Source organism: Desulfosarcina variabilis str. Montpellier, assembly GCF_048565275.1.
Lineage (GTDB): Bacteria > Desulfobacterota > Desulfobacteria > Desulfobacterales > Desulfosarcinaceae > Desulfosarcina > Desulfosarcina variabilis.
Genome location: NZ_CP159846.1, coordinates 6,547,930 through 6,563,116, shown reverse-complemented (window position 1 = coordinate 6,563,116; position 15,187 = coordinate 6,547,930). Strand labels below are relative to the sequence as shown.

Annotated in this window: 18 protein-coding genes; 17 read left to right on the top strand and 1 reads right to left on the bottom strand. The window is 57.0% G+C overall.

Going from position 1 to position 15,187, the window contains the following annotated elements:
- Positions 1-84: 84 nt before the first annotated feature.
- The 17 genes from Dvar_RS29775 (at position 85) to atpE (ending at position 12,230) form a co-directional block, all read left to right on the top strand.
- Positions 85-1,038, top strand: a complete 954-nt coding sequence (locus tag Dvar_RS29775) for a hypothetical protein (protein WP_419656761.1) — start codon at positions 85-87, stop codon at positions 1,036-1,038.
- A gap of 102 nt (positions 1,039-1,140) precedes the next feature.
- Entirely contained in the window at positions 1,141-1,713 is a 573-nt protein-coding gene (locus tag Dvar_RS29770) for a D-sedoheptulose-7-phosphate isomerase (RefSeq protein ID WP_419656760.1), read from the top strand.
- On the top strand, positions 1,713-3,194 hold the full coding sequence (gene hldE / locus Dvar_RS29765) for a bifunctional D-glycero-beta-D-manno-heptose-7-phosphate kinase/D-glycero-beta-D-manno-heptose 1-phosphate adenylyltransferase HldE (protein ID WP_419656759.1): 1,482 nt from the start codon (positions 1,713-1,715) through the stop codon (positions 3,192-3,194). The genes Dvar_RS29770 and hldE overlap by 1 nt, the downstream gene beginning before the upstream one ends.
- Before the next feature lie 20 nt (positions 3,195-3,214).
- Complete coding sequence (locus tag Dvar_RS29760) at positions 3,215-3,385, top strand: Trm112 family protein (protein ID WP_419656758.1); 171 nt, start codon at positions 3,215-3,217, stop codon at positions 3,383-3,385.
- A 4-nt stretch (positions 3,386-3,389) separates the two neighbouring features.
- Complete coding sequence (locus Dvar_RS29755; RefSeq protein ID WP_419656757.1) at positions 3,390-3,947, top strand: DUF4416 family protein; 558 nt, start codon at positions 3,390-3,392, stop codon at positions 3,945-3,947.
- Between the two features lie 34 nt (positions 3,948-3,981).
- The gene (locus Dvar_RS29750; protein WP_419656756.1) at positions 3,982-4,863 is read left to right on the top strand and encodes a YicC/YloC family endoribonuclease; all 882 of its coding nucleotides are present in this window, start codon (positions 3,982-3,984) and stop codon (positions 4,861-4,863) included.
- A 15-nt stretch (positions 4,864-4,878) separates the two neighbouring features.
- On the top strand, positions 4,879-5,136 hold the full coding sequence (locus tag Dvar_RS29745) for a DUF370 domain-containing protein (RefSeq protein ID WP_419656755.1): 258 nt from the start codon (positions 4,879-4,881) through the stop codon (positions 5,134-5,136).
- An 18-nt stretch (positions 5,137-5,154) separates the two neighbouring features.
- A complete protein-coding gene (gene gmk / locus Dvar_RS29740; RefSeq protein WP_419656754.1) occupies positions 5,155-5,745 on the top strand; it encodes a guanylate kinase in 591 nt (196 codons plus the stop codon).
- Between the two features lies 1 nt (position 5,746).
- Positions 5,747-6,532 (top strand): 23S rRNA (guanosine(2251)-2'-O)-methyltransferase RlmB, encoded by a 786-nt coding sequence (gene rlmB, locus Dvar_RS29735; RefSeq protein ID WP_419656753.1) that lies wholly within the window; start codon positions 5,747-5,749, stop codon positions 6,530-6,532.
- 201 nt (positions 6,533-6,733) lie between these two features.
- Entirely contained in the window at positions 6,734-7,978 is a 1,245-nt protein-coding gene (gene icd, locus Dvar_RS29730) for an isocitrate dehydrogenase (NADP(+)) (RefSeq protein ID WP_419664176.1), read from the top strand.
- 28 nt (positions 7,979-8,006) lie between these two features.
- Entirely contained in the window at positions 8,007-8,780 is a 774-nt protein-coding gene (locus Dvar_RS29725; protein WP_419656752.1) for a double zinc ribbon domain-containing protein, read from the top strand.
- Positions 8,781-8,795: 15 nt separating this feature from the next.
- On the top strand, positions 8,796-9,572 hold the full coding sequence (locus tag Dvar_RS29720) for a polyphenol oxidase family protein (RefSeq protein WP_419656751.1): 777 nt from the start codon (positions 8,796-8,798) through the stop codon (positions 9,570-9,572).
- A 13-nt stretch (positions 9,573-9,585) separates the two neighbouring features.
- Positions 9,586-10,383, top strand: a complete 798-nt coding sequence (locus tag Dvar_RS29715; protein WP_419656750.1) for a dihydroorotate dehydrogenase electron transfer subunit — start codon at positions 9,586-9,588, stop codon at positions 10,381-10,383.
- A 119-nt stretch (positions 10,384-10,502) separates the two neighbouring features.
- Positions 10,503-10,721, top strand: coding sequence for an AtpZ/AtpI family protein (locus Dvar_RS29710; protein ID WP_419656749.1), 219 nt, complete (start codon positions 10,503-10,505; stop codon positions 10,719-10,721).
- Positions 10,718-11,134 (top strand): ATP synthase subunit I, encoded by a 417-nt coding sequence (locus tag Dvar_RS29705; RefSeq protein WP_419656748.1) that lies wholly within the window; start codon positions 10,718-10,720, stop codon positions 11,132-11,134. Before Dvar_RS29710 ends, Dvar_RS29705 begins: the two co-directional genes overlap by 4 nt.
- Before the next feature lie 2 nt (positions 11,135-11,136).
- A complete protein-coding gene (gene atpB, locus Dvar_RS29700) occupies positions 11,137-11,826 on the top strand; it encodes a F0F1 ATP synthase subunit A (RefSeq protein WP_419656747.1) in 690 nt (229 codons plus the stop codon).
- 122 nt (positions 11,827-11,948) lie between these two features.
- Positions 11,949-12,230, top strand: coding sequence for an ATP synthase F0 subunit C (gene atpE / locus Dvar_RS29695; protein WP_419656746.1), 282 nt, complete (start codon positions 11,949-11,951; stop codon positions 12,228-12,230).
- Positions 12,231-12,302: 72 nt separating this feature from the next.
- Here atpE and uvrA read toward each other — a convergent pair whose 3' ends face one another.
- Complete coding sequence (gene uvrA, locus Dvar_RS29690) at positions 12,303-15,137, bottom strand: excinuclease ABC subunit UvrA (RefSeq protein WP_419656745.1); 2,835 nt, start codon at positions 15,135-15,137, stop codon at positions 12,303-12,305.
- Between the last annotated feature and the right edge of the window lie 50 nt (positions 15,138-15,187).

Genomic DNA, 15,187 nt, shown 5'->3' with positions numbered 1-15,187 from the left:
ATCCAGCCTTAGGCATTGCCAATTTTGTTCATGGCGGGTTATAACAAAAAAGTTCATTAACTTATACCTAAAAGGAAGAAGTGCGTGCCCTACGAAGAAATCGATCTAACCTCCTTAACCACCTATCAGGCATCAACGCGGGCCTCCAAGGTTACCACGGCACTTGAAGGCAAGCCCATGCGAGCCGGGATGCGACTATCCGAATGGCTGGCGGCGCTTCCCTGTGTCTTGAAGGCCGATGACCTCAAGGCTGTGGCCGGCGCTGTGGCTCAGGCCAGACAAAACCGCAAGCCGGTCATTGTCATGCTCGGCGGCCATGTGATCAAAACCGGCTGTGCGCCGGTGCTGGCCGGGCTGGCCGCCGACGGGTTCATTACCCATCTGGCCTCCAATGGGGCGGCGGCCATTCACGATACGGAACTGGCCCGTTTCGGCCACACATCGGAGGATGTGGCGGCACAGCTTGGCGACGGATCATTTGGCATGGCTGCCGATACCGCCCTGCTCGTCAATGATGCGGCCAGGCGCGCTGCGGCCGGCAAGGAGGGCTTTGGCGAAGCGGTGGGCGCGATGCTGCTCGAAGAAAATTCTCCGCATGTTGGGCGGGCATTGATCGCTCATGCCTACAAGTTAAAGATTCCCTACACCCTGCATGTGGCCATGGGCACCGATATTGTCCACCAGCACCCCACCGCCAGCGGTGCGGCAATCGGCGAGGCATCCTTGCGGGATTTTCGAATATTTGCCGCCAGCGTCGCAAATCTGGGCGGCGGTGGGGTGGTCCTGAACCTTGGCAGTGCGGTGATTATGCCGGAGGTGTTGTTAAAGGCCCTGGCCGTGGCCCGTAACCTGGGACACCCGGTGCGCGACATCACCACGGCCAATTTTGACATGCTTCAGCATTATCGTCCCGGTGTCAACGTGGTTCAGCGGCCCGTGCTTCTTGGCGGCCGGGGAATTGCGATTACCGGTCATCATGAAATCATGATTCCGCTGCTTGCCGTGGCGATTTACGAAGCTGCCAAAGGTCTGGGGTGACCACAAGAAAAGGGCTGCAAAACCGCCATAAATGTGCTAATTAGCGTCACTTTTACGGTTTGTTGAATCTGATTATGCATCCAATTGGGAAAGACAAAACCAATGCTGAAAACCATGATCGACGATCATATTCGTTGCCTTGAGCGCTTGAGATTCCTTGATGAGGCGATTGAGAAAACCGGCGCCACGCTTCTGAATTGCCTGCTCGGCGGTGGAAAACTGCTGATTTGCGGCAACGGTGGCAGTGCCGGTGATGCCCAACATTTTGCCGCTGAGATTATCGGCCGCTTTGAACGGGATCGGCGGGCCTATCCGGCGATCGCCCTGTCCACGGATACGTCAATTCTGACTGCCGTGGGCAACGATTATGGCTACCCGGAGGTGTTTGCCCGCCAGGTCGACGGACTCGGTCGGCCCGGTGATGTGTTGGTGGGGATTTCCACCTCAGGCCAGTCGCCCAATGTGGTCCGCGCCGTGGAGTGCGCCCGTGACCTCGGCATGCAAAGTGTCGGTCTGCTGGGCCGGGACGGCGGGACGCTGAAGGATCTGGTGGATAAGGCGATCATTGTGGACGATTCGGTAACGGCAAGGATTCAGGAGGCCCATATTTTTATCCTGCACTATTGGGCATGGCAGATTGAAAACGGTTTGCTTGCCCGCGAAAAGGATCGGTAATGACAACCGCTGTCCGCTATCCTGATTTGGGACCGCGCCTGGCCCGCACCACGGTACTGGTGGTGGGGGACCTGATGCTGGACTGCTATTATTGGGGCAAGGTTCGCCGCATTTCACCGGAAGCCCCCGTGCCCATCGTCAAGGTCAACGAGAAAACCTATGCCTTGGGCGGTAGCGGCAATGTTGCCGCCAACCTTTCCGGACTGGGATGCCGGGTGGACCTGCTTGGGCTGGTCGGACGGGATGCGGCCGCAGATCGGCTGGGCGGTCTCTTGGACGAGTTTGGGATCACGGATCATGGCCTGGATGATACCGGCCGGGCCACCATCACCAAGACGCGCATTATGGCGGACAAGCAGCAGGTGGTACGGCTTGATGAAGAGGATGGCCGGCCCATCGATGAAGCGACGGCCGGTCGTATGCTGAGCGTCATCCACGATCGCTTGCCGTCCGTCCAGGCGGTGGTGCTTTCGGACTATGGCAAAGGCATGTTCCATGACCAGCGTTTTGTGCAGGCCGTCATCAAGATGTGCGCCAAGGCGGGGATTCCGGTGTTTGTCGATCCCAAAGGGGTCGATTGGCAGCGTTACCAGGGGGCGAGCTGCATCACCCCCAATACCGCGGAACTGGAATTGGCCGTCGGCAAAGGGCTTGCCAATGAAGCCGATTTGATTGCTCTGGCCCGGGATTGTCGCCGAGACTTGGCCCTTGCCTGGCTGCTGGTCACACGCGGGCCGCGAGGCATGGCCCTTTTCGGGGATGACTTCAATCCGGTCATGATCGCCGCCCAGGCCAGGGAAGTGTTCGATGTGTCCGGTGCCGGCGACACCGTTATCGCCACCATGGCCGCTTGCGTTGCCGCAGGGCTGCCGTTTGTCGATGCGGCGGGTGTGGCCAATACCGCCGCCGGTATCGTGGTGGGCAAAGTGGGCACCCAACCGGTACGCTGGACCGAACTGGAACGGGATCTTGACGCGTCCCGGCAACCGTCGCAGGCCTCCGGCTTGTGGAAGGTGGCCGACCTTCAGGAGGCCGCGGCCCGGCTTTCACGGTGGCGCCAGACAGAGCAGCGGATCGTATTTACCAACGGATGTTTTGATTTATTGCATCCCGGCCATGTCAGCCTTTTGCATCAGGCGCGCCATCTGGGTGATCGCTTGATTGTGGGGTTGAACACGGATGCCTCCATTCGGCGCCTGAAAGGACCCCAGCGTCCGATCCTGCGGGGGGCGGACCGCGCTGCTATTTTAAGCGCTCTTGAGGATGTCGATATGGTGGTTTTTTTTGACGAGGATACGCCGTTGCATCTGATCGACCAGCTTCGGCCGGACATTCTGGTGAAAGGGGCCGACTACCGCATTGAAGATGTGGTGGGCAGGCAAACCGTGGAGGCTTACGGCGGAAAGGTCTGCCTGGTCGACATCCTGGAAGGCCACAGCACCACCGCCATTGCCCGAAAATTGGGTGAACAGGGACACTGAAACAAAAAAAGGAGCGAACGATGGCAATCAACCAGGAACTGTTGGATATCCTTGCCTGCCCGCAGTGCAAGGGAGAAATCCACCTGAACGAGAAAAAAGACGGCTTGGTTTGTGAAGCCTGTCGATTGGTATACGAAATTCGGGACGATATTCCCATTATGTTGATAGAAGAGGCCAAACCTTTGGAATAGATTCATGAGCATTCCCCAGCCCCCCAAACCAGCCAAGCTCATCGTGGGTTTTTTTCTCAAAGAAAAGTCACTGGCCGCGGACGTTGCCCGGGATCTGAGCATGCGCCTGGGGCCGGTGGAAACCATTAGTCCCTGGTTGAAATTCGATTTTACCAGCTACTATGAAAAGGAAATGGGCGCACCATTGTATCGCCGGCTGATGGTGTTCCGAAAGCATGTCCAGCAAACCCGATTGGTTGCCGTCAAACATATCACCAACGAACTGGAGATAAAATATCAACGCGGCGGTGGGCGTCAGGTCAATATCGATCCGGGATACCTGTTGCCCGAACGGTTGGTCCTGGCCACGGGCAAGAACTTCACCCATCGGATTTACATCGGTGAGGGGGTCTATGCGGACCTAACCCTGATTTACCAGAAAGGGGCATTTCGCACCCTGCCATGGACCTATCCCGACTATGCCGATCGCCGTCTGATTGACTTTTTAACCCTGGTTCGAAATAAGTATATGGTAGAGTTGAAAAAAACGAAGAATCGATCGGACCCATCATCGCCTGCGTGATTCGATGGACGATCGTTAACAAATGGGAGTTTGTATGATCAAAAGCATGACTGCCTATGCCCGGACCGAACATCAGTGTGCACCGTTTACGATTCGTGTCGAGGTGCGGTCGTACAACAGCCGGCATCTGGATGTGGCCCTGAAATTGACCCACGGTTACGAGATGCTCGAAGAGCGGATCAAAACCTTTATTGCCGATAGTGTTGCCCGTGGACGCATTGAAATCCGGGTGCATATCCAGGATGATTCCGAGGCCGGCAACCAATTCGAGGCCAACCTGCCTCGTGCCCGAGCCTATCATGAAACGCTGGTGGCCCTGAACAAGGCTTTGGGAATCGCAGAGCCGATACGCCTTGAGATGGTCCTTGCCAGCGGAGGGATCATCCAGGCCGTGGAAGCGGAAAAGGATGCGGATCAGGTGTGGCGACAGGTGCAGCCCTGTTTACAGACGGCGCTAAGCGATTTGAATACCATGCGATGCACCGAGGGTGCCAATCTGGCGCAGGATTTTGCCATGCGCCTGGATGCCATCGAGGCGATGCTGGAACAGATTAGCGATCAGGCCGCCCAAGTCCCCGACCTTTACCGGCAGCGGCTGGTGGAACGTATCGAAGCACTGACCCATGGGATGGTCGAGATCGATCAGGCCCGCATCGCCCAGGAGGCGGCACTATTGGCCGATCGAAGCGATATTTCCGAGGAGATTGTGCGGGCCCGAAGTCATATCAAGCAGTTCAAGGCATTGATGGACGACGATCGACCGGCCGGCCGACCGCTTAATTTTCTGCTCCAGGAATTCAACCGTGAGTTCAACACCATGGGGTCCAAATGCGGCAAGGCAACCATGGCTCACACCATCGTGGCCGTAAAATCGGAGCTGGAAAAATTGCGTGAACAAATCCAAAATGTGGAATAAAAAAAAGGGAAAGGCATGCAAAAAAAACTGCTCAACATCGGTTTCGGTAACACGGTGGTGGCCGAACGTGTGGTGGCCATTGTTTCACCTAGTTCTTCACCCATGAAGCGCCTAAAGGATGAAGCACGTGAAAAACAGCTGCTTGTGGATGCCACCCAGGGTCGCCGTACCCGCGCCGTGATTATTATGGACAGCAATCATGTGGTTCTGTCCGCCATTCAATTTGAAACCATTGCTCAGCGGTTTGAGGACCTCAACGCGGAAAAATCATAGTTATTGAGGACAGACACGATGCCTTTCGATCCGACTACTCCATCTTCATCTTCCAGCGGTCGTTTGTTCGTGGTGTCGGCCCCTTCGGGCGCCGGTAAAACCACCTTGTGCAAAGCTGCGCGCGCCCATCTACCCGAACTGGTTTATTCGATCAGCTCCACCACCCGTGCTCCCCGGCCCGGCGAACAAGAAGGCCAGGACTACTTTTTCCTGAGTGAGGCCCAGTTTCGCCAGGGCATTGAGGATGAACAGTGGGCGGAGTGGGCCAAGGTTCACGATCATTATTATGGCACCTCGGCCCGGTTTATCGACCGGCATCTGGAACTGGGGCAAGATGTGCTTTTGGACATTGATGTCCAAGGAGCCCGGCAAATTCTCAAGCGTTATCCTTCTGCGGTGACCATCTTTATCATGGCCCCGTCCATGGACGTGCTGCGCGAGCGTCTGGTTGCCCGTGGGCAGGACGCCGCCAGCGTGATCGAAAAGCGGTTGAAAAATGCCGCCAGCGAGATCGCCAGCAAAGATTGGTATCAACATGTGGTGGTCAACGATGCGTTGGACGTTGCCATTGAACATTTTATTGCCATTTTAAAGGGCGGGGCGGATTGATATGGCCGCGCGTGCCAGGCGACAGGGACCGTCTTTCAACACCCGGGAGTACCTGTACGGGTTTCATCCGGTAATGGAGGCGTTGATCGCCCGGCGACGGACCATTCATCAGCTGATGGTGGATCGCCGGAACCTTTCCGATCGTCAGGCACAGCTGGCCCACCTGGCCGAGCAGCAGCAGATTCCCCTTAACGTTGTTACCGTGCAACAGCTTCGGGCGGCCTGCGGCACGGACCAGCACCAGGGGGTGGCTGCCGTGGTGTCGGCCTTGCCCACGGATGAACTCGCGTCCATCGTTGGCCGCAATGATGCCGAGCGAAAACAGTGTCTGTTGATGCTTTTGGACAGCATCAAGGATCCCAACAATCTGGGGGCCATCGTCCGTTCGGCCCATTGTGCGGGGGCAAGCGGCCTGGTGATCCCCAAGGATCGTGCCGCTGGCGCGACACCGGCGGTTTCCAAGGCGTCCGCCGGTGCCCTGGAACATACGCGGCTGTGCCGGGTGACCAACCTGGCCGGTAGCATCCAGTGGTTGAAAAAACAGGGCATATGGGTGGCGGGGCTGGCGGCGCAGGCCAGCCAATCCGTTTTTGAGGCGGATTTAAAAGGCCCCCTGGCGTTGGTGGTGGGCGGTGAGGAAAAAGGCATTCGCCCCCTGGTCCGGCAGCATTGCGACTACCTGATCTCGATTCCCTTGAAAGGGCGCGTGGACTCGCTTAACGCATCGGCGGCGGCTGCCGTCGTGCTTTACGAGGCCTTTCGGCAGCGGGGTGGGGACGGACAATGACAGATTCAAACGCCACCGCTGACCAAAGAAACAGTTTGAGTAAGAAGGAGACGGAGCTGCAGCAAAACGATGAGGCTCTGCGTTTGTGAATCGTTATCGTTGTCAGCGAAGCGGTTATCGTTTTCGTAATCGAAAAACGGAAAAGACGATTACGACAACGACAACGAAGATTCGGTGCGATAGACCTACAATAAAAGATAGATTTCGCAGGAGGTTCGATCCATGGCAAACCCAGAAAAAATAACCAAAAATAGCGACGGCAGCCTCAATGTGCCTGATTGTCCGATTATTCCGTTTATCGAAGGCGATGGAATCGGGCCCGATATCTGGCGGGCGAGTCAGCTGGTGATTGAGGCTGCCGTGAAAAGCCAATATGGCGGGACGCGCAAGATCGACTGGCTGGAGTTGCCCGTGGGAGAAAAGGGGTACGCCCAGACCGGCAATTATCTGCCCGATGAAGCGCTGAAAACCATCCAAGACCATATTGTGGCCATCAAAGGCCCCTTGACCACCCCCATCGGCAAGGGCATCCGCAGCCTCAACGTGGCCATTCGCCAAAAACTGGATTTGTATGCGTGCGTGCGTCCGGTGCGCTACATCGAAACGGTTCCCAGCCCCATGAAGAATCCTGAGAAAATCAACATGGTGGTGTTTCGCGAGAACACCGAGGACCTCTACGCGGGGATCGAGTGGGCCTCAGGAACGGATGAGGCCGAGGCCGTGGCCGACTTTTTCAAATCCAAGATGGGCGTAGCCCTGCCGCCGTTGTCCGGTATTGGCGTCAAACCCATCAGTCCGGGCAATACCAAGCGACTGGTGGCCAGCGCCATCACGCATGCCCTGGACAACGGATTTCCCAGCGTGACCCTGATGCACAAGGGCAACATCATGAAATTTACCGAAGGGGCCTTTGCCACCTGGGGTTATGAAGTGGCCAAGGAGCGCTTTGGTGATCAGACGATCACGGAAAGCCAGCTCTACGATCAATACGACGGCAACATTCCTGCGGGCAAAGTGGTCATCAAGGATCGGATTGCCGATATGCTGTTCCAGCAGGTGCTGCTCAGGCCCGACGAATACGGGGTGATCGCCACACCGAATCTCAACGGCGACTATATTTCCGATGCTCTGGCCGCGCAGGTGGGCGGATTGGGCATGGCGCCGGGGGCCAATATCGGCGATACCTGCGCGGTGTTCGAAGCCACCCACGGCACGGCCCCCAAATACACCGGTATGGACAAGGTCAATCCCGGCTCATTGATTCTTTCCGGTGCCATGATGCTCGACTACATGGGCTGGAAGGAGGCCGGCAAGGCTGTGCGCGACGCGATTCAGGCGGCTATCAAGGCCCTCCGGGTGACCTATGATCTGGCCCGCCAGATTGACGGTGCCGAGGAAGTCAAGTGCTCGGTGTTTGCCGAGGCCATCGCCCAGCAGATGAAATAACGCGCCTGTGCGCTTGGGCCAACCATCCATGCCAATGGAAGTCCAGCGCTGGCTGGCCAGTCTGGTCGAAGCCCTTTTCCCGGGTAAATGCCTGGGTTGCGGGCTTCTTTTCCACCGGGGGACAATCAATAGGGCAACGGCCGCAGATCCGGCCACTGCCCTGGCGCCGTATTTCTGCCCCCATTGCCGCCGGCAATACACGGCCGTGACCTCACCGTTGTGCACCCGCTGCGGCGTTGTTTTTGGTAGCCGTGAAGGTGCGGATCACCTGTGCGGCCATTGTTTGCAAACGCCCGGCGCATTTACCCGGGCCCGGGCGACCGGCATCTATGATCAGAGCCTGCGCAGCGCCATCCAGGCCTTGAAGTTCAACGCCATGGTGCAACTGGCCGCACCACTGGGCGGTCTGTTATGGCAAACCTTTCGGCAGTACTGGCACCCTGGCGATATTGATCTGATCGCACCGGTTCCCTTGCACCGCAAACGCTTTCGGCGCCGGGGATTCAACCAGTCCTATCTGCTGATTGCCGGCTGGCAACTTTCCGGTGAGGCGGTGATCGTGCGTGATCTATTGGTCCGCCATCGGGCGACAACGCCCCAGACCGGACTGGACCGGCGTCAGCGGCAGATCAATATCCGCAGGGCCTTTTCCGTCCGCCGTCCCGGACAAAGTGCCGGCCGGCGAGTGTTGCTGGTGGATGATGTTCTGACCACGGGGGCCACGGCCGATGCGTGTGCGCGGACCCTTATCAACGATGGTGCCCGCCGGGTGGATGTCTTGACGCTGGCTCGGGCGGTTTGACGCAAAGGTGCTTCCGTGCATTTGATAACCCATCAGAATCATCTATACTTCCAGTTCGAGGCGCTGAATCGCTGTCCAGGGCTCTGGCATGCGGTGACCACCCGTCAGGGGGGGGAGAGCGCCTGGCCCTATGCAGGGTTTAATTTGAGCGACGGCGTCGGGGATGCCCCGCGGTCCGTTATGGCCAACCGGAAGCGTTTACAGACATTGACCTGCGGTGGTGTGCATCTGTATGCCCGCCAGAATCACGGAACGTCCATCCATGTCATCACCGGTGAGGTGTTGCCTGGCCCGCAGACGATAACGGTCCTGCCCGGATCCGCCGATGCCATGATTACGGATGTGCCGGGCATTTTTTTGCTGATCCAGACTGCCGACTGCCAGGCGGTAATGATTGTCGATCCCCGTCGGCGCGTGGTGGCCAACGTGCATTGCGGATGGCGGGGCAGTACGGCCGACATCCTCGGCTTGACCGTAAAGCGCATGGTCGACCAATGGGGCTGCGATCCCGGTGATATGGTGGCCGCCATTGGACCGTCATTGGGACCTTGCTGTGCCGAGTTCGTCAACTACAATGATGAAATCCCGCCGTCCCTGTGGCCGTTTCGCGTGGCAGCGCACCACTTCGACTTCTGGCGCATCAGTCAGCATCAACTGATCGCCGCCGGTCTTGGCAACGCCCGTATTTACAACGCCGGCATCTGTACGCGCTGCAATCCGCATCTGTTTTACTCCTACCGTGCCCGGCAACAAACAGGACGGTTTGTCGCGCTGATCGGCATGATGAAATAAGGAACGAATCACAATGATTGTCCAAAACACCACCATCCTCTGGAACCAGCCGGCGGCGCCCGGTTATTATCGCCTGGGGCTGACCTGCGACCGCGGATTCGATACCGCCAAACCCGGACAGTTCATCATGCTGCGCATTGGCGACCGGGTCAATCCCCTGCTGCGTCGGCCCTTTTCCCTGCTGGGCCTGATCCGGGACAAGGGGCGAGTGACCGGCATTGAAATTCTCTACAAAGTCGTGGGCAAGGGGACGCGGCAACTGTCGGTGTGTCAGACCGGCGAGCGGCTTTCCGTCATCGGCCCCCTGGGCAATGCCTTTCTGGTACCCGATACCTGCCGTCATCTGATCCTTGTTGCCGGCGGGGTGGGGGTCCCACCGATCCGGTTTCTGGCGCAGTCGATGCTGGACCAGGACGGGGCCCTGGATCGATGCGTGGTGTTTGTCGGCGGCCGGACCAAGGACGATCTTGTATGTATCAGTGAATTCGACCTGCCCGGATTCTTGCTGGACATCTCCACCGATGACGGCAGCCAGGGGCATCACGGGGTGGTCACCCAAAGCCTTGAGCGGGCCCTGGCACGCGGCCCTGCCGACCTGGTCTGTGCCTGCGGACCGCTGCCCATGCTCAAAGCGGTGACCGCCATTGCCCAAACTCATGGCGTTGCCTGTCAGGTTTCCATCGAGGCCATGATGGCTTGCGGGATGGGCGCCTGCCTGGGGTGCGCGGTCAAGGTGAAAGGTGACGATGCGCGCTACCGGCATGTGTGCATGGACGGACCGGTTTTCGATGCCCATCGACTGGAATGGTAACAGAAACCGATATATATCCAATTTGAGATTGACTTCAAAAAACGGCTGTGGTAGATGCACACATTCTGATCAAGACCTGATCCGAATGTTATTAAACCTTCGGAAAAAGGTCGAATCCCATGAAAAAAGAAACAAGAAAGTCGATGCGAGAACTGGCCTACTATTCGAGTGTGGGGCTCTCGCTATCTTTTGCCATCTTTATCGGACTGGCGATTGGGGTGTATCTGGATCGACGTTTTGGCACAAGCCCCTGGTTGACACTGATTTTTTTAGGGTTGGGGATCGTCGCCGGATACCGCAACATTGGCCTGGCAATCAAAAAGAGTCGTAAACTGTGACCTGTACTGATCAAAAAACACCCACAGTAAATATTCAACAGCGTTTGCTTACCTTTGTTACGCGGTCCAACTGGGTGTTGCTGGTATCGATCAGCCTGCTGGGACTTCTGGCGACTTCCCCATCTTTTGCCCGCGGGCTGATTTTTGGCGGTCTGATCGTGACCGTCAATTTTCATTTATTGGCCAGGACTCTGAAAAAGGCACTTCAGCCCAAGCGGTTGGCTTCACCCAACGCGGTTTTGGTTAAATATTACATCCGTTTTATCATCAGCGGTGTGATTATTTTTTTTCTCATCCGCCAACAGGTGGTGAATCCCATTGGCTTGTTTATCGGTCTATCCGTTGTGGTGGCCAGCATCACCCTGGCCACCATGGTTGAGCTTAAAAAACTAATTTTCAAGGAGGCGGTTTAAGGATGGAGCATCCCTATCTATTTTTCGTCAAGATTTTTGAAGCGATCGGGCTGGGGCATTTCGCCCACACCTATACCCATGTGGTCTACTCCTGGGTTCTCATGGCGATTCTGATCATTGCTGGAGCCCTGGCCACGAAAACCATCTCCCTGATTCCGGGAAAAGCCCAGAACCTGTTCGAAGTCATTGTCTCGGGAATTGAAGAATTCATGGTCGAGACTGCTGGTGAAGAGGCCCGCTGGCTGTTTCCCCTCGGGGCGACGATTTTTCTTTACATTTTTATCGGCAACCTGATTGGAATCGTTCCCGGTTTTTTCCCGCCCACCGCCAACCTCAACACGACCATGTCTTGTGCACTGGTGGTTGTCGTGTTTACTCATGTCATCGGCGTCAAGTATCACGGTGTCAAGTATGTCAAACACTTCATGGGGCCGGTATGGTGGATGGCACCGTTGATTTTCGTCATTGAAATCATCGGGCATCTGGCACGTATTCTCTCCCTCTCCTTCCGTCTTTTCGGAAACATGATGGGACACGAAATCGTTTTGGCCATCCTTTTCGGTCTGGCCGGCGCCTTTTTCGCACCGCTGCCGATCATGGCCCTGGGTATCTTCGTGGCCTTTGTACAGGGATTTGTTTTCTTTCTGCTTTCCATCATTTACTTCTCCGGCGCCATGGAACACGCCCATTGATGGATGCAATCTGCTGGAATAGCGTTGACGCCACATCAGCCGCGTCAACTATTGTTTAACTGGTTTGGGGTAACTGGAAGAAGCCCTAATTAACAATCTTTTAATAGGAGGTAGTTAAGGATATGGAAGCTCAAGCATTGCAGTTCTTCATCGCGTGTGTGACAGCAGCTGGTTTTGGTATTGCCATCGCAGCCTTCGGTTGTGGTATTGGACAGGGCATGGGCCTCAAGTCCGCCGTTGAAGGTATCGCTCGCAATCCCGAATCTTCTGGTAAAGTCACCGTGACCATGCTGATCGGTCTGGCCATGATCGAGTCTCTGTGTATTTACGCACTCGTTGTCGCCCTGATCCTGATCTACGCGCATCCGCAGGCAGCCGCGATCGCTGGACTGTTCGCGCATTGATTTTTAGTTCCGCCCATAAAAAAGGCCGCTGCGTCAGCAGCGGCCTTTTTTTTTATCGCAGCAGTACCTATTTTAAATGACCTTTTTTAAGTAGCGGCCCGTATGGGATTCGGGTGCCCGGCAGATCTGCTCCGGCGTGCCGGCCGCCACCACCCGGCCACCGGCCTCGCCCCCTTCGGGTCCCAGATCAATGACGTAATCGGCGGTTTTGATCACATCCAGATTGTGCTCGATGACCACCACGGTGTTGCCGGCATCCACCAGGCGGCCCAGGACGTCCAGCAGTTTGCGGATGTCGTCCGGGTGCAGTCCGGTGGTGGGTTCATCCAGGATGTAGAGCGTATTTCCCGTGGCCCGCTTGCTCAGTTCACGGGCCAGTTTGATGCGCTGGGCTTCACCGCCTGAAAGGGTGGTGGCCGATTGGCCCATGGGAACGTACCCCAGCCCGACATCGGCCAGGGTCTGCAGTTTGGAACGGATCACCTCGATGTTCTGAAACATGGCCAGGCCCTGGTTGACGGTCATGGCCAGGACATCGGCGATGGTTTTGCCCTTGTAATGGATTTCCAATGTCTCCCGGTTGTAGCGCTTGCCCTTGCAGATGTCGCAGGGGACATAGACATCCGGCAGAAAATGCATCTCAATGCGAATGATGCCGTCCCCTTCGCAGGCTTCACAGCGACCCCCGCGAATGTTGAAGCTGAAGCGGCCGGGTTTGTACCCTCGCATGCGCGCCTCGGGGGTGCGGCTGAACAGTTCCCGGATCGGCGCCAGCACGCCGGTGTAGGTGCCGGGATTGGAGCGGGGGGTTTTGCCGATGGGGGACTGGTCGATATCGATGACCTTGTTGATGTGCTCCAGGCCGGTGATACCCGTGTGTGCCCCAGCGGCCAGATGGAGCCGCTGCAAATGACGCAGGGTGGCCCGATAGAGGGTTTCCAGAACCAAGGTGGACTTGCCTGATCCGGACACCCCGGTGACGCAGGTCAATACGCCCAGCGGAAACGCGACATCAATGTTTTTCAGGTTATTCTGGCAGGCGCCATGGACGCGGATTGCTCCGCGATTGATCGGCCGGCGCCTATTCGGTACGGCAATGCTCAGCCGGCCGGACAGGTACTTGCCGGTCAGCGATTGCGCATCCTTGAGCATTGCCGCGGGTGCGCCCTGGAAGACCACATGGCCGCCGTCGATGCCGGCGCCGGGGCCCATGTCCACCACGTGGTCGGCGGCAAGAATGGTGTCTTCATCATGCTCCACCACCAGAACCGAATTGCCCATGTCGCGCATATGGGTCAGCGTGGCCAGCAGGCGTTGGTTGTCACGCTGATGAAGCCCGATGCTGGGCTCATCGAGCACGTAGAGCACGCCGGTCAGTTTTGATCCGATCTGGGTGGCTAGCCGGATGCGCTGGCTTTCACCACCGGAAAGGGTATGGGCGGGCCGGTCCAGGGTCAGATATGAGAGCCCTACGTCTGCCAGAAATGAAAGGCGCGTGGTAATTTCGGCGACAATTTTGGCCGAGATCAGGCCCCGCTGGCCGTCGGGCCGAAAAGCGGTGAAAAAGTCCTTTAACGCGCCGATGGATTGGGCGGTCAAATCGGCAATGGAAAAATGGTTGATTTTAATGTGGCGGCTTTCAATGCGCAAGCGTGAGCCCTTGCAGGTGTCACAGACCGTGTCGGCCAGATAGTCGCTTAAAGATCGTTTGTCCGCACTCGATGAGGCATCCGCGTACTGCTTTTTCAATTGGGGGATAATGCCTTCAAACGGTCGCAGAACCTTGCCTTGGCCACCGGATTCCTGGCTGGTGAAAGGAATCGCCTGGTCATTAGAGCCATACATCAATGCGGTTTTGAATGTGTCGGGCAGATCCTGGTACGGGGTATAGATATCCACGCCGTAAAAGGCGGTCAGGTCCTCCAGGAAATCACCAAAGGCCACGGATTGGCGATGGGCCCAAACCTTTACCGCGCCTTCTCTCAGGCTGAGCTCGGGGTTGGGGACAATTTTTTGGGGAGAAAATCCGCGCTTAACGCCCAGCCCGTCACAGTCCGGGCAGGCGCCATGGGGAGAATTGAATGAGAAACTGGCTGGTGACAGCTCCGGATAGCTGATCCCGCAACGCAGGCAGGTGGCTTTTTCGCTGAAGCGCAGGCACAATTTGACCTCATCCATGGTTTTGCCGATAAACACCACTTCCACGCGTCCCTCGGACCGGGCGATGGCCAGTTCCATGGAGTCGGCCAGACGGTTACGAATTTTCTCACCGAGGATCAACCGGTCGATCACGACTTCGATCACCTGGGGCGGCGGTGCCGGCAGATCCGTGACGGTTTCCAGATCACGGATTTTCCCCTTGACGCGAATGCGGGCGAAACCGTCCTTGCGCAGGCGCTTGAGAAGTTCTTTGGTGCTGCCGGAAGACGGTACGGCAATCGGGGCCAACACCATCAGCCGAGCCCCATCGGGCTGCTGCATGACCGCTTCGACCATTTCGTCGATGGTTTGGGAAACGATGGGACGGCCGCATTGGTAGCAATGGGCCGTGCCGGCCCTGGCATAGAGCAGGCGGATGAAATCATAAATTTCGGTTACGGTTCCCACCGTCGAACGCGGATTGTGAATGGCGGTTTTTTGTTCGATGGCAATGGCCGGTGACAGGCCTTCGATCAGATCCACATCGGGTTTTTGCAATCGCTCCAGAAACTGCCGGGCATAGGTTGACAGGGATTCGACATAGCGGCGCTGACCCTCGGCGTAAAGCGTATCAAAGGCCAGCGTGGTTTTGCCGGATCCGGACAGCCCGGTGATGACCACCAACTGGTTGCGGGGCAAGTCGAGGCTGATGTCTTTGAGATTGTGCTGCCTGGCACCTTGAATGACAATTGTATCGATTGGGTTCACCAATGAGTATGTTAAGTGTTAAGTTTAAAGTGTTAAGTGGCGGATCGGAT